Origin of the sequence: Rhizobium altiplani (genome assembly GCF_001542405.1) — a bacterium.
Taxonomy (GTDB): Bacteria; Pseudomonadota; Alphaproteobacteria; order Rhizobiales; family Rhizobiaceae; genus Rhizobium; species Rhizobium altiplani.
Window position 1 is genome coordinate 358,114 of sequence record NZ_LNCD01000123.1, and the last position, 13,864, is coordinate 371,977.

The following is a 13,864-nucleotide window of genomic DNA, read 5'->3' on the forward strand; positions in this document are numbered from 1 at the left end:
CCCTCTTAATTATGCAATGCAACGAAACTAGTCAGTGATGCCAGACAAGGAAAGAGGTTAGACGAAATTTGGGCACGCAGGGCGTTCAAAGGAGCGACAAAAGGCTGCGCTCCTCCGGCATCGCCGCGATGCTCACAGCGCCCTGCAGTGACGCGGGGACCACCTCTGCAACGGATTTGCTGAGGCAGAGAAGACGTATTCCATCTGCCCGATCGGGTCGCATCTGCGGCTCAGCCGCACGGAAGAAGTATTTGGCTGTCTGGCGCGAGAAAAACAGGATCGCCTCCGGCCGTTGATGCGCGAAGATCGAGTGCAGGGTTGACGGCGCGATCGGCGTCGGCTCCATCCGGTAGCACTCCGCGACGGTAATCCGCAGGCCGATTTCGCTTGCACGCTTCTCGAAGGTCGCCGCTCTCGGCGATCCCGCCAGATAGAGAACGGAGCCCCCTGCTTTTTTCGCAATCGTCTCAGCAAGCTCGGCGCCGCTGCCGCCCGATGCCGTGACAGAGCTAAAGCCGATCGCCCGCGCTTCCTCAGCCGTCGCCTCTCCGACCGCAAAGACGGGGCGTGCGAGATGAACGGCCAGCTCGGCGTCATGGGCTGCGAGCGCCCGGATCGTTTCGGCACTGGTGATCGCGATGCTGCCCTTGGTCGTGCTCAAGCCGCGCAACGCCTCATTGGCGTCGTGAACCGGATGCGACAGCGGCAGCAATATCGGTTCGTGTCCCAACTCGCGAAGACGCTTGGCGGTGCGCTCGCCCGAATGCTGAGGACGGGTCACGAGCACGCGCACTAGGACATCAGCTCCAGTCGTCGAAGAAACTGCTGCCGGCGCGGGCGCGGATCTCCTGCCCTGCGCGGGTGCCCAACGCGGCCGCATCGCGCCTGTGACCATCGACGCTGATGGCATGCTGGTTGCGGCCATCAGGCGTGATGATCAAGCCGGAGAAGCGGACCTGGTCGCCTTCGCAAACGGCGTAACCGCCGATCGGCGTGCGGCAGGAGCCGTCCAAGGCGGCAAGGAAGGCCCTTTCACAAGAAACCGCGTCGAAGGTCGCGGCATCGTTGATGGGTGCAAGTAGGTCATCGATGCGGGTGTCGCCGATCCGGCTTTCAATGCAGATGGCGCCCTGTGCCGGCGCGGGCGGAAAGGTTTCCGCAGCGAGGATATCGGTTATCACCTCGACCTTGCCGAGCCGCTTCAAGCCGGCAAGCGCAAGCAGCGTGGCGTCGACCTGGCCTTCTTGCAGCTTTCTAAGCCGCGTATCGACGAGGCCACGAAAGGTGATGACGTTGATGTCTGGCCGCATGCGGCGGATAAGCGCCTGACGGCGAAGCGACGAGGAGCCGACCGTCGCGCCGTGGGGCAGGTCCATCAGTTTTGGCGCAGTGCGTCCGATCACCGCGTCCCGGACGTCCTCGCGCGGCAGGTAGGCCGAAAGACAGAGCCCCTCTGGAAGCTGTGTCGGCATGTCCTTGGCAGAATGTACGGCAATGTCGAGGTCGCCGCTCGCAAGTTGCTGCTCAAGCTCCTCGGTGAAAAGTCCCTTGCCGCCGATCTGGGCCAGCGAGCGATCGGTGATGCGATCGCCCTTGGTGCTCAGCACGACGATTTCGAACATGTCTTCCGGCAGTCGATGCGCCGCCATCAGCCTGTCACGTGCTTCGTGAGCCTGGGCGAGCGCCAGCGGGCTGCCTCGAGTACCGATCCGGAAAGGTTTTGTTTGCATCCGCATTGATCCGTTGTTACCGGAGTTCCTCGTAAACAGGTTTAAGACCCATCGCAATCAACGATCAGGTTTCATGGCGCCCTTTCTACGCATTCTCGGCATCGAAACAAGCTGCGACGAAACCGCCGCGGCTGTGGTCGAGCGAGCCGTCGACGGGCAGCCGACGGTGCGTTCGGACGTCGTCTTGAGCCAGCTCGAGGAGCACAGCGCCTATGGTGGCGTTGTGCCGGAGATTGCAGCCCGCGCCCATGTCGAGGCACTCGATACGCTGATCGACGAAGCCTTGAAGCGCGCCAATGTGTCGCTCTCCGATATCGATGCCATCGCGGCAACCTCTGGGCCTGGCCTCATCGGCGGTCTGCTCGTCGGCCTCATGACCGGGAAGGCGATCGCCAAGGCGTCCGGAAAGCCGCTCTACGCCGTCAACCATCTCGAAGGGCACGCATTGACGGCGCGGCTGACGGATGGGCTGTCATTTCCCTATCTGATGCTGCTCGTTTCCGGCGGCCATACGCAGCTTATTCTTGTCCGGGGTGTCGGGCAATACGAGCGCTGGGGCACGACGATCGACGATGCCCTCGGCGAAGCCTTCGACAAGACGGCGAAGTTGCTGAGCCTGCCGTATCCCGGCGGACCGGCGGTCGAGCGCGCGGCCAAGACCGGTAACCCGGACCGCTTCAATTTTCCGCGACCTCTGGTCGGCGAGGCGAAGTTGAATTTCTCGTTTTCCGGCCTGAAGACGGCCGTACGCCAGGCGGCAACCGACATCGCGCCATTGACGGAGCAGGATGTTGCGGACATCTGCGCCTCGTTCCAGAAGGCGATCTCGCGAACGCTGAAGGATCGTATTGGCCGCGGGCTGGAGCGCTTCAAGGCTGAGTTTCCGCAGGTCGACGGCGGACCGGCGCTCGTGGTTGCCGGTGGGGTCGCTGCCAATCTTGAGGTTCGCAGCACCCTGCAGTCGCTTTGCGACAAGCATGGCTTTCGCTTTGTCGCGCCGCCGCTCAGATTGTGCACCGATAACGCCGTGATGATCGCCTGGGCGGGCCTGGAGCGCATGGCGACAGGCGTCGAGCCGGATGATCTCGATGTGCAGCCGCGTTCGCGCTGGCCGCTGGATTCCAACGCCGAAACTCTGCTTGGCTTTGGCAAACGGGGAGCGAAAGCATGAGCGAGAAGATCGCTGTTATCGGAGCTGGCGCTTTTGGAACCGCGCTTGCCGCAGTGATCGCGCTGACCGAGCGCAACGCGGTGACGCTCGTCGGCCGAGATCCTGAGCTGATCGCGGACTTGAAGGCTGAGCATTTGCATGACGCTGTCTTGCCAGGCATCGCCTTGCCGGAGTCGCTCGCCTTCTCTGCCGAGCCGGACGCGATCAGCGACGCCGACATAGTCCTCTTCGCGATGCCCTCACAGGCGCAGGCGGATGCGGCAAGTCAATACCGCCCCTATCTCCAGAACAATGCGATCGTCGTGACCTGTGCAAAGGGCATTGAGCGGACAACCGGCAATCTGCTGACCGACATGCTGGAGCGCGAGATACCGGGCCACCCTATCGCCGTGCTATCGGGGCCGGGATTTGCCGCCGATATCGCCAAGGGCTTGCCGACTGCCATGGCGATCGCCGCTGCGGATATCGATGTTGCCGAAAGGCTGGCGCATGCGATCTCTGGCCGAACATTCCGGCTTTATGCCTCGTCAGACCGGATTGGTGTCCAGCTCGGCGGAGCGCTGAAGAACGTTCTGGCGATCGCTTGCGGCATTGTCGAGGGCGCCGGCATCGGAGACTCTGCGCGAGCGGCACTGATTGCGCGCGGGCTTGCCGAGATGTCGCGCTTTGTGGTCGCCAAAGGCGGGCAGGCAGACACGGTACGCGGGTTGTCCGGCCTTGGCGACCTGGTGCTGACGGCAACCAGCCATCAATCTCGTAACCTGCGCTTCGGCATTGCCCTGGGTCGCGGCGAGACCGTCGATCCCACTCATGGCGAACTCGTGGAGGGCGCTTTTGCGGCGGCTGTTGCATCGCGCCTTGCGCAGTCGCTCAATGTCAGCATGCCGATTACCGATGCCGTATCCGCTATCATCGAAGGCAAGCTCGGAATTGCCGAGGCCATCGATCAGCTCATGACGCGTCCGATTACGACTGAATAGGAGTTCCGATATGCTTTTTGCCCTCCTCTGCAAGGATAAGCCCGATCACCTCAACGTCCGCATGGAGGCGCGGCCCGCCCATGTGGAACATCTCAACAAGCTCAATGCCGAGGGCGTGTTGAAGATGGCTGGCCCGTTTCTCGACGCTGATGGCAAGCCCTGCGGAAGCCTGGTCATCATTCATGCCGATACGATCGAAGCGGCGAAGGCGCTGTCGGACAGCGACCCCTACGCCAAGGCCGGCCTTTTTGAGAGCGTCGACATCAAGCCCTTCAATTGGGTCTTCAACAATCCGGAGGCTTGAGCGTGGCGCACTGGCTCTACAAATCAGAACCCGCTTCCTGGTCGTGGGAGCAGCAGAAGGCGGCCGGCGAGAAGGGCACCGAATGGACCGGTGTCCGCAACTATCTCGCCCGCAACAACATGCGGGCGATGCAGCTTGGCGATAAGGGTTTCTTCTACCACTCCAACGAAGGTCTCGAGATCGTCGGTATCGTCGAGGTCTGCGCTCTGTCTCACCCGGACTCGACAGCAGCCGGCGATGACCGCTGGGACTGCGTCGACATTCGCGCCGTCTGCGATATCCCCAAGCCGGTTTCGCTGAAGGACATCAAGGCCAACGAGAAGTTTGCCAAGATGTCGCTCGTCACTTCCATGCGGCTTTCGGTCCAGCCGGTAACAGACGAAGAGTATCTCGAGATTTGCCGGCTGGGTGGCCTCGACAATCCGCCGCGGTGAGCCGCCGTTGAAAACCGAACCCGAGGTCTTCATCCGCGCGAATACCAGTCCAATGGCGCCGCCGCATGTGCCCGAAATTCGGCTGCATCTGGCGGACGAAGCCCACGAGCTATGGCTGAAGACGGAAGAGGAGCTTGCGGAAATCGGCCTGCCGCCGCCTTTCTGGGCATTCGCCTGGGCGGGCGGCCAAGGGCTGGCACGCTACGTACTCGACCATCCTGATATCGTTGCCGGCAAATGCGTCCTCGACTTTGCCACGGGTTCCGGCCTTGTTGCGATTGCGGCAAAGCTCGCGGGAGCGGCGAAGGTCGTTGCCGCCGACATCGACCCCTGGACCGAAACCGCTGTGTGGCTGAACGCCGAACTGAACAAGGTGGATATCGATTTTATCGGTGCCGATCTGATCGGCCGCAACGTCGAGGCTGACATTCTGCTCGCCGGCGACGTCTTCTACGACGCCGGCTTTGCGGCCGCGATCGTTCCATGGTTCAAGATGCTCAGTCGCCAAGGCATCGCCATCGTCGTCGGGGATCCGGGACGTAGCTATCTTCCCAAGGAGAACCTGGAATTCTGCGCAGTCTACGAGGTTCCGGTTACCCGGGCGCTTGAAGACAGCGAGGTGAAGAAAACGACCGTTTGGCGCTTCACGGCCTGATAACGCAGACGCCTGCCTCGTAGGAGCAGCTGCTGCTCTTTGTGGTCACGTTGATCACCTTGGCCATTGGCGCAAGGGTAATGGTTCTTTGCTGGGCACCGACGCTATAGCCGCTCGCTGTGACGTAAGTCCCGCCGTCGGCGTCATACACGTAGGACGATCCCGAATAGGTGCCGCTCACGCCTGTGCCTGTCGGCGACTGAACGAGGACGATGACGTTCCGTCCGCTATAACTGCGATAACCACTATTGCCGCGATACGGGAATGACGCACGCTTGATTAGGGGCGTCCGACCGAGGCGATGGCCGAACCGTTTGGAACCATCCGAGAATCGGATGCGTCCGTCGTTCCATCCAAAAAAGGGCCGACCGACGATCGTGGGCGCGTGATGCCTGAAGAATCCCTTACCACCGTGGCGAGAGAATGAACCCCTCCCAAAATCGTCCGCCGACATCGGCAGTGCGATCAAAACAGCGGCGACAAGTGAAACGAGCGCGGACATAGTCTTCAGCATCGCGCGGATCTCCGAAAATGAAATGCTTAACAAAGCGTTAACTGCAAAATGCGCCAAAAGCCGCCGATTGTCCAGAAGACGTCTGGCCATGCCGTTCGCGCCAAGCGCGGGCCGGGCCGTCAAGCGCAGTTCGCGCCACCCAGAGACGCAAATCGATTAAATTAAATTGGGGGTGCAATTATACTTGTCGTTAGGGGCTTACGTGATTAAACGTCGCCATTGATGCGACGCACACAAAGAAATTTGTCATTCGTGTGATCGCCTTGAATGCTCCCTGATGGAGGAGCGCAGAGAAGACGCCGCGAGGTTCTGATGGCGAATGTGACAAATAACCGGCCCCTGTCGCCGCATTTGCAAATTTACAAACCAATCCCCACCATGGTCATGTCGATCGTTCACCGTATTACCGGTGGTGCGCTTTACGTCGGGACGCTACTGGTCGCCTGGTGGCTGATTGCCGCTGCGACTGGCCAAGCCTACTATGACTGGGTCAACTGGATCCTCGGAAGCGTCGTCGGCAAGCTCGTGCTGCTTGGTTACACCTGGGCGCTTCTGCACCACATGGTTGGCGGTTTCCGTCACTTCGTCTGGGATCTCGGTTACGGCTTCGACAAGGAAGTCTCGACCAAGATGGCTCAAGCTTCGATCGTCATATCGCTCTGTCTGACCGTGCTGGTCTGGGTGATCGGCTTCCTTATTCGATTCTGAAGGTTGTTCTCATGGATATGCGCACCCCCCTGGGTAAGGTTCGCGGCCTTGGCTCGGCCAAGGAAGGAACCGATCATTTCTGGCGCCAGCGCGTCACGGCGGTTGCCAACGTGCCGCTTTTTCTCTTCTTCATCATCTTCATGATCATGCACGCGGGCCAGCCTTATGCCGACGTGGTTCACGCCCTGTCGAACCCGATTGTTGCGGTCGTCATGGGTCTGATGGTCGTTTCCGGCGTCATTCACATGCGGCTCGGCATGCAGGTCATCATCGAGGACTACGTTCATGGCGAATTCGCCAAGATCGTCCTTTTGATGCTGAACACCTTCTTTTCGATCCTGATGGCGGGGCTCTGTCTCTTCGCCATTCTGAAAATTGCATTTGTAGGATAACCGTATCATGGCACCGACTTCACCCGCTCAGAATGGGAAGGCCTACAAATACGTCGATCACTCATACGATGTGATCGTCGTCGGCGCCGGCGGCGCCGGTCTTCGCGCCACGCTTGGCATGGCCGAACAGGGTTTCCGCACCGCCTGCATCACCAAGGTATTCCCGACCCGCTCGCACACGGTCGCTGCCCAGGGCGGCATCGCCGCCTCGCTGCAGAATATGACGCCCGACAGCTGGCAGTGGCACCTCTACGACACCGTCAAGGGCTCCGACTGGCTCGGCGACGTCGACGCCATGCAGTATCTCACCATGGAGGCGCCGAAGGCGGTCTATGAGCTTGAGCATTACGGCGTTCCGTTCTCCCGCAACGAGGAAGGCAAGATCTACCAGCGGCCGTTCGGCGGCCACATGCAGAACTTCGGCGAAGGCCCGCCGGTGCAGCGCACCTGCGCCGTTGCCGACCGTACCGGCCACGCGATCCTGCACACGCTCTATGGTCAGTCACTGCGCAACAACGCCGAGTTCTTCATCGAGTATTTCGCGCTCGACCTGATCATGTCGGATGACGGCAGCCGCTGCACCGGCGTTGTCGCCTGGTGCCTCGATGACGGCACGATCCATCGCTTCGCCGCCAAGATGGTGGTGCTGGCGACCGGCGGCTACGGCCGCGCCTATTTCTCGGCAACCTCTGCCCACACCTGCACCGGCGACGGCGGCGGTATGGTGGCCCGCGCCGGTCTGCCGCTGCAGGACATGGAATTCGTACAGTTCCACCCGACCGGCATTTACGGTTCGGGCTGTCTCATCACCGAAGGCGCGCGCGGCGAAGGCGGTTACCTCGTCAACTCCGAGGGCGAGCGTTTCATGGAACGCTATGCCCCTTCGGCGAAGGATCTCGCCTCGCGCGACGTCGTTTCGCGCTGCATGACGCTGGAGATCCGCGAAGGCCGCGGCGTCGGCAAGAACAAGGACCACATCTTCCTGCATCTCGACCATCTCGATCCGGCCGTGCTGCACGAGCGCCTGCCGGGCATTTCCGAGAGCGCCAAAATCTTCGCCGGCGTCGACGTGACGCGCGAGCCGATCCCGGTTCTGCCGACCGTCCACTACAACATGGGCGGCATTCCGACGAATTACTGGGGCGAAGTGCTGAATGCCGACAGCTCCAATCCGGAGCGCATCATCCCCGGCCTGATGGCCGTGGGCGAAGCCGGTTGCGCCTCGGTGCACGGCGCCAATCGTCTCGGCTCCAACTCGCTGATCGACCTCGTGGTCTTCGGCCGCGCCGCCGCGATCCGCGCCGGCGAGGTCATCGATCGCGCTGCGCCGATCCCACATCTCAACGTCGCCGCCTGCGACAAGATCATGGATCGCTTCGACAGCCTGCGCAATGCCAGCGGCGGCACGCCGACGGCGGTGTTGCGCGAGAAGATGCAGCGCGCCATGCAGGAAGACGCCGCCGTATTCCGCACGCAGGAATCGCTGGAGTCGGGCTGCAAGCGCATCTCGGCCATCTGGCAGGAAATGCGCGACATCAAGGTCACCGACCGTTCGATGATCTGGAACTCCGACCTCGTGGAAACCCTCGAGCTGCAGAACCTGATGGCCAACGCCATCACGACGATCTACGGCGCCGAGGCTCGCAAGGAGAGCCGTGGTTCGCACGCACGCGAAGACTACACGGAAGGCGCTTTTGCCGGCCGTGACGACGTCAACTGGCGCAAGCACACGCTCGCCTGGGTCAACGAGTCAGGCGACGTCAAGCTCGACTACCGCCCGGTTCACACCGAGCTCATCGCAGAGGGCATCGATCCCAAGAAGATCGCGCCCAAGGCTCGCGTGTACTAAAAGGAACCGGACATGGTTGAACTCGCTCTTCCCAAGAACTCCCAGATCCGCGAAGGCAAGGTATGGCCGAAGCCAGCGGGCGCGAAGAACACTCGCGAATTCCGCGTCTACCGCTGGAGCCCGGATGACGGACAGAACCCGTCGATCGACACCTTCTATATCGATGTCGACGATTGCGGTCCGATGGTGCTCGACGGTCTGCTCTACATCAAGAACAAGGTCGACCCGACGCTGACGCTGCGCCGTTCCTGTCGTGAGGGCATCTGCGGCTCCTGCGCGATGAACATCGACGGCACGAATACACTCGCCTGCACCAAGGGTCTCGACGACATCAAGGGCGCGGTGAAGATCTATCCGCTGCCGCATCTGCCTGTCGTCAAGGACCTGGTCCCGGATCTCACCAACTTCTATGCCCAGCACCGCTCGATCGAGCCATGGCTGAAGACGGTTTCGCCGACGCCGGCCAAGGAATGGAAGCAGAGCCATGAGGACCGCCAGAAGCTCGACGGCCTCTACGAGTGCATTCTCTGCGCTTGCTGCTCGACTTCCTGTCCGAGCTACTGGTGGAACGGCGACCGCTACCTCGGTCCGGCCGTTCTCCTGCAGGCTTACCGCTGGCTGATCGACAGCCGCGACGAAGCGACCGGCGAGCGTCTCGACAATCTCGAGGATCCGTTCCGTCTCTATCGCTGCCACACGATCATGAACTGCGCGCAGACCTGCCCTAAGGGCCTGAACCCGGCCAAGGCGATCGCCGAAATCAAGAAGATGATGGTCGAGCGTCGTGTTTGATCAATCCAGTAAAAGGGCCGCAGATGCGGCCCTTTTCTCTATCCGCTCGCGAAGCCTTAATTTGCGGTGATTGCGCCAAATTTGTCTCGGCGTTACGACGTTGCTCCCACATCGACACAATTTCTCCTCGCGCTGGCTTGATTCAGTACAGCCTTTCAAGATAATTCCGCCGTGATTGCGCGGCAACTTCAGGGCAATACTGGAAAAATCAGGAGTATGATGATGCAGTTCAGACATATGGCGACAGGTCTCGTGGTTATTCTGTCGTTAGCTGGCTGCCAGCGCACCGCCTATGACAATGCAAGCTATAGCCAGCCGGCGCCGCTGACGGCCCAGCCGGTTCCCTCGGTTCAGGGCGGACAGCTTCCGCCGCCTTCCGGTGCTTCCCAATTCCCCGCCGCTCCAACGGCCACGGCGCCAGTCGCCGGCGGCCAGCCCGGCGCGATGGCTGCGAATGCGATGGATGTCACGAAGGAATCGATGGTCGGTAGCTGGCGCGTCAACGGCTCCTGCGACATGTTCCTGACGCTCACCAATCTCGGCAGCGGCTCGCGCGGGGGTACGCGCGGCTGCGTCGGCGAACTGACGGCGATGGGCTCCTGGGAAGTTTCAGGCAAGCAGGTTATCCTGAAGGACCGCAGCGGCAACCAGATCGGCAGCGTCTACAAGACCGCCGACAACGCTTTCAGCGGCCAGACCAATACCGGTCAGCCGATCAGCCTCAGCCGTTAAAAGATCCGGCGGCGAAGGCCGCCGGTCCTGCATAGGCGGACCTCCTTTATGCAACCCATGCCAGACTACACCCTGAGCGTCAGCGAACAATTGAAGTCGCTGACGGCTTCGGGCGCGCTTCAAATCGATTCAGCCCAGATGCACGTGGCGATATGCCTGGATCGGGTACTGTCGGGGTTGAAGCAGCGGCGGCCGGCGGCAAAGGCAAGCGCTCTCGGCTGGTTGTTCGCCAACAAGAAGAAGCCGTCGGAAGCAGTCAAAGGACTCTACATTCATGGCAGCGTCGGCCGCGGGAAGACGATGCTGATGGATATGTTCTTCGGAATGGCGCCCTGCGCGAAGAAGCGGCGCGCGCACTTCCACGAATTCATGGCCGACGTGCACAACCGCATTGCGGCGCACCGGCTGAAGCTCAAGCAGGGCGAGACCAAGCAGGCAGATCCCATTCCGGTCGTCGCTGCTGCCCTCTATGACGAAGCCGAACTGCTTTGCTTCGATGAGTTTACCGTGACTGACATCGCCGACGCGATGATCCTGTCACGCCTTTTCTCAGAGCTTTTCCGTCGCGGGTGCCTGCTGGTCGCGACCTCCAATGTCGAGCCAAACAATCTCTACAAGGACGGCCTCAATCGAAGCCTGTTCCTGCCCTTCGTCGATCTGCTGAAGCAGAACGTCGAGATCGTGACACTGGACTCGCCGACTGACTATCGGATGGAGAAGCTCGAAAGCCAGCCGGTCTATCTGACGCCGATCGATAACCGGACCGACATGGCCATGGATGCATCCTGGACGCAGGCGCTTCACGGCCGAAAGGCGCAGCCGCTGGACATTCCGATGAAAGGGCGGTCGATCCATGTGCCGCTGGCAGTCGATCGGCTGGCGCGGTTTTCGTTCGCTGATCTCTGTGAAAAGCCGCTGGGTGCCGCGGACTTTCTGGCCATTGCCGAACGCTTCGACGCCATCTTCGTTGATCATGTGCCGCTGCTGGGGCCAGACAAGCGAAACCAGATCAAGCGCTTCATCATCCTGATCGATACACTTTACGATCATGCGGTACGGCTCTATGTCTCCGCTGCGGCGATGCCTGAAAATTTGCTGACACAGGCGCGTGGTACCGAAGGCTTTGAATTCGATCGTACTGTCTCGCGACTTTTCGAGATGCGCAGTTTGGAATATCTTGCATTGCACCACGAGCGGCGGGCCGCAGAGTAACGTTTTGGTGAAAAATAATCTTACGTTTACGTAAGAAATTTATGATCTAAACGATTGAAATTCCTTGCTCAAAAATAATCGTTTGCCATTTTTTGGCTTTGGAGCTATGCGATTGCGGCATTGGGCGATGCCCCTCCGCGCGTCGCCTGACGAATTTTGATCGCAAAGGAAACAGCGAAATGGCGCGTAACAAGATCGCACTCATTGGTTCTGGCATGATTGGGGGCACGCTGGCGCATCTCGCCGGTCTGAAGGAGTTGGGTGACATCGTTCTCTTCGATATCGCCGACGGCATTCCTCAGGGTAAGGGCCTCGACATCGCTCAGTCCTCTCCGGTCGAGGGCTTCGATGCCAACCTGACGGGCGCCAGCGACTATTCGGCGATCGAGGGTGCTGATGTCTGCATCGTCACCGCCGGCGTGCCGCGCAAGCCGGGCATGAGCCGCGACGACCTTCTCGGCATCAACCTCAAGGTCATGGAACAGGTCGGCGCCGGCATCAAGAAGTATGCCCCGAACGCTTTCGTCATTTGCATCACCAACCCGCTCGACGCGATGGTCTGGGCGTTGCAGAAGTTCTCCGGTCTTCCGGCCAACAAGGTCGTCGGCATGGCGGGCGTTCTCGACTCGTCGCGCTTCCGCCTGTTCCTGTCACAGGAATTCAACGTTTCCGTACAGGACGTCACTGCATTCGTTCTCGGCGGCCATGGCGACACGATGGTGCCGCTCGCCCGCTATTCGACGGTTGGCGGTATTCCGCTGACGGATCTCGTCACGATGGGTTGGGTCACCAAGGAACGCCTCGAAGAAATCATCCAGCGTACCCGTGATGGCGGTGCGGAAATCGTCGGCCTCTTGAAGACCGGCTCGGCCTACTATGCGCCGGCTGCTTCCGCGATCGAAATGGCCGAGTCCTACCTCAAGGACAAGAAGCGCGTCCTGCCTTGCGCAGCGCAGCTGACTGGCCAGTACGGCGTCAAGGACATGTATGTCGGCGTGCCGACTGTTATCGGTGCCGGTGGCGTCGAGCGCGTCATCGAGATCGACCTCAACAAGGCCGAGAAGGAAGCCTTCGACAGGTCGGTCGCTGCTGTCGCCGGTCTTTGCGAAGCCTGCATCAACATTGCGCCTGCGCTGAAGTAATCAGACCGCGCGCTGACGCAATCCAAACAGGAATAGATCCATGAATATTCATGAATATCAGGCCAAGGCTCTGCTGAAGGGCTATGGCGCGCCGGTCGCAAAAGGTGTGGCGATCCTCAAGGTCGAGGAAGCCGAAGCTGCTGCCAAGTCGCTTCCAGGCCCGCTTTACGTGGTCAAGAGCCAGATCCATGCCGGCGGCCGCGGCAAGGGCAAGTTCAAGGAACTCGGCCCCGACGCCAAGGGCGGCGTTCGTCTCGCCAAGTCGATTGACGAAGTCGTTGCTCACGCCAAGGAAATGCTCGGCAACACGCTGGTAACGGCGCAGACGGGCGAAGCTGGCAAGCAGGTCAACCGCCTCTACATCGAAGACGGCGCCGATATTGCACGCGAACTCTATTGCTCGCTGCTGGTCGACCGTTCGGTCGGTCGCGTTGCCTTCGTCGTCTCGACCGAAGGCGGCATGGATATCGAGGCTGTCGCTCACGATACGCCCGAGAAGATCCACACGATCGCTATCGACCCGGAAGCCGGCGTCACCGCTGCTGACGTTGCTGCGATCTCCAAGGCTCTCGAACTGAGCGGCGCTGCCGCCGAAGACGCCAAGTCGCTGTTCCCGGCCCTCTACAAGGCATTCGGCGAAAAGGACATGGCTCTCCTCGAGGTCAATCCGCTGATCGTCATGAAGGACGGCCACCTGCGCGTTCTCGACGCCAAGATGTCATTCGACGGCAATGCGCTGTTCCGCCACGACGACGTGAAGGCGCTGCGCGACGAGACCGAAGAGGATGCCAAGGAAATCGAGGCCTCGAAGTGGGATCTCGCCTACGTAGCCCTCGACGGCAACATCGGCTGCATGGTCAACGGCGCTGGCCTTGCCATGGCGACGATGGACATCATCAAGCTCTACGGCAAGGAGCCGGCAAACTTCTGCGACGTCGGCGGTGGCGCCGGCAAGGAGAAGGTCGCGGCAGCCTTCAAGATCATCACGGCTGACCCGAAGGTCGAGGGCATCCTCGTCAACATCTTCGGCGGCATCATGCGTTGCGACGTCATCGCCGAAGGCGTTGTCGCAGCTGTGCAGGAAGTCGGTCTGAAGGTTCCGCTCGTCGTTCGCCTCGAAGGCACCAACGTCGAACTCGGCAAGAAAATCCTCAACGAGTCGGGTCTGGCGATTACGGCTGCCGACGATCTCGACGACGCGGCGAAGAAGATCGTCGCGGCGATCAAGGCCTAATCCGGAAGGACCGAA

At 60.8% G+C, this 13,864-nt stretch carries 16 protein-coding genes; 13 read left to right on the forward strand and 3 right to left on the reverse strand.

Annotation, left to right across the window (positions count from 1 at the left end):
• Positions 1 to 85 precede the first annotated feature (85 nt).
• A complete protein-coding gene (locus AS026_RS30045; protein WP_062374170.1) occupies positions 86 to 793 on the reverse strand; it encodes a uroporphyrinogen-III synthase in 708 nt (235 codons plus the stop codon).
• A gap of 7 nt (positions 794 to 800) precedes the next feature.
• Complete coding sequence (gene hemC / locus AS026_RS30050; RefSeq protein ID WP_062374267.1) at positions 801 to 1,730, reverse strand: hydroxymethylbilane synthase; 930 nt, start codon at positions 1,728 to 1,730, stop codon at positions 801 to 803.
• Positions 1,731 to 1,803: 73 nt separating this feature from the next.
• Here hemC and tsaD point away from each other — a divergent pair, with 73 nt between their 5' ends.
• Genes tsaD through AS026_RS30075 form a run of 5 tightly spaced genes read left to right on the forward strand, consistent with a single transcriptional unit; the run spans position 1,804 to position 5,274 of the window.
• Complete coding sequence (gene tsaD, locus AS026_RS30055) at positions 1,804 to 2,901, forward strand: tRNA (adenosine(37)-N6)-threonylcarbamoyltransferase complex transferase subunit TsaD (RefSeq protein ID WP_025658179.1); 1,098 nt, start codon at positions 1,804 to 1,806, stop codon at positions 2,899 to 2,901.
• Positions 2,898 to 3,881 carry an NAD(P)H-dependent glycerol-3-phosphate dehydrogenase gene (locus AS026_RS30060; RefSeq protein ID WP_025658180.1) on the forward strand — a complete coding sequence of 328 codons (984 nt, stop codon included), beginning with the start codon at positions 2,898 to 2,900 and terminating at the stop codon, positions 3,879 to 3,881. The genes tsaD and AS026_RS30060 overlap by 4 nt, the downstream gene beginning before the upstream one ends.
• Positions 3,882 to 3,891: 10 nt before the next feature.
• A complete protein-coding gene (locus AS026_RS30065) occupies positions 3,892 to 4,185 on the forward strand; it encodes a YciI-like protein (RefSeq protein WP_018855761.1) in 294 nt (97 codons plus the stop codon).
• Between the two features lie 2 nt (positions 4,186 to 4,187).
• The gene (locus AS026_RS30070) at positions 4,188 to 4,619 is read left to right on the forward strand and encodes an EVE domain-containing protein (protein WP_025658181.1); all 432 of its coding nucleotides are present in this window, start codon (positions 4,188 to 4,190) and stop codon (positions 4,617 to 4,619) included.
• Positions 4,620 to 4,626: 7 nt separating this feature from the next.
• The gene (locus AS026_RS30075) at positions 4,627 to 5,274 is read left to right on the forward strand and encodes a class I SAM-dependent methyltransferase (protein ID WP_062374269.1); all 648 of its coding nucleotides are present in this window, start codon (positions 4,627 to 4,629) and stop codon (positions 5,272 to 5,274) included.
• Here AS026_RS30075 and AS026_RS30080 read toward each other — a convergent pair.
• The gene (locus AS026_RS30080; RefSeq protein WP_062374172.1) at positions 5,264 to 5,788 is read right to left on the reverse strand and encodes a hypothetical protein; all 525 of its coding nucleotides are present in this window, start codon (positions 5,786 to 5,788) and stop codon (positions 5,264 to 5,266) included. The genes AS026_RS30075 and AS026_RS30080 overlap by 11 nt on opposite strands.
• A 312-nt stretch (positions 5,789 to 6,100) precedes the next feature.
• On the opposite strand from AS026_RS30080, the gene sdhC reads away from it, so the two are divergent.
• The 8 genes from sdhC (at position 6,101) to sucC (ending at position 13,849) form a co-directional block, all read left to right on the forward strand.
• Positions 6,101 to 6,496: a succinate dehydrogenase, cytochrome b556 subunit gene (gene sdhC, locus AS026_RS30085; RefSeq protein ID WP_025658184.1), complete on the forward strand. Its 396-nt coding sequence runs from the start codon at positions 6,101 to 6,103 to the stop codon at positions 6,494 to 6,496.
• Positions 6,497 to 6,507: 11 nt separating this feature from the next.
• Entirely contained in the window at positions 6,508 to 6,888 is a 381-nt protein-coding gene (gene sdhD, locus AS026_RS30090) for a succinate dehydrogenase, hydrophobic membrane anchor protein (RefSeq protein ID WP_062374175.1), read from the forward strand.
• Between the two features lie 7 nt (positions 6,889 to 6,895).
• Complete coding sequence (sdhA, locus tag AS026_RS30095) at positions 6,896 to 8,737, forward strand: succinate dehydrogenase flavoprotein subunit (RefSeq protein ID WP_025658186.1); 1,842 nt, start codon at positions 6,896 to 6,898, stop codon at positions 8,735 to 8,737.
• Between the two features lie 12 nt (positions 8,738 to 8,749).
• Positions 8,750 to 9,529 carry a succinate dehydrogenase iron-sulfur subunit gene (locus tag AS026_RS30100; RefSeq protein ID WP_025658187.1) on the forward strand — a complete coding sequence of 260 codons (780 nt, stop codon included), beginning with the start codon at positions 8,750 to 8,752 and terminating at the stop codon, positions 9,527 to 9,529.
• Between the two features lie 222 nt (positions 9,530 to 9,751).
• Positions 9,752 to 10,261 (forward strand): protease inhibitor Inh/omp19 family protein, encoded by a 510-nt coding sequence (locus AS026_RS30105; RefSeq protein WP_025658188.1) that lies wholly within the window; start codon positions 9,752 to 9,754, stop codon positions 10,259 to 10,261.
• A 48-nt stretch (positions 10,262 to 10,309) separates the two neighbouring features.
• Complete coding sequence (zapE, locus tag AS026_RS30110; RefSeq protein ID WP_062374179.1) at positions 10,310 to 11,473, forward strand: cell division protein ZapE; 1,164 nt, start codon at positions 10,310 to 10,312, stop codon at positions 11,471 to 11,473.
• A 179-nt stretch (positions 11,474 to 11,652) separates the two neighbouring features.
• Positions 11,653 to 12,615, forward strand: coding sequence for a malate dehydrogenase (gene mdh, locus AS026_RS30115; protein WP_062374182.1), 963 nt, complete (start codon positions 11,653 to 11,655; stop codon positions 12,613 to 12,615).
• A 40-nt stretch (positions 12,616 to 12,655) separates the two neighbouring features.
• A complete protein-coding gene (sucC, locus tag AS026_RS30120) occupies positions 12,656 to 13,849 on the forward strand; it encodes an ADP-forming succinate--CoA ligase subunit beta (protein WP_062374186.1) in 1,194 nt (397 codons plus the stop codon).
• Positions 13,850 to 13,864: the final 15 nt, after the last annotated feature.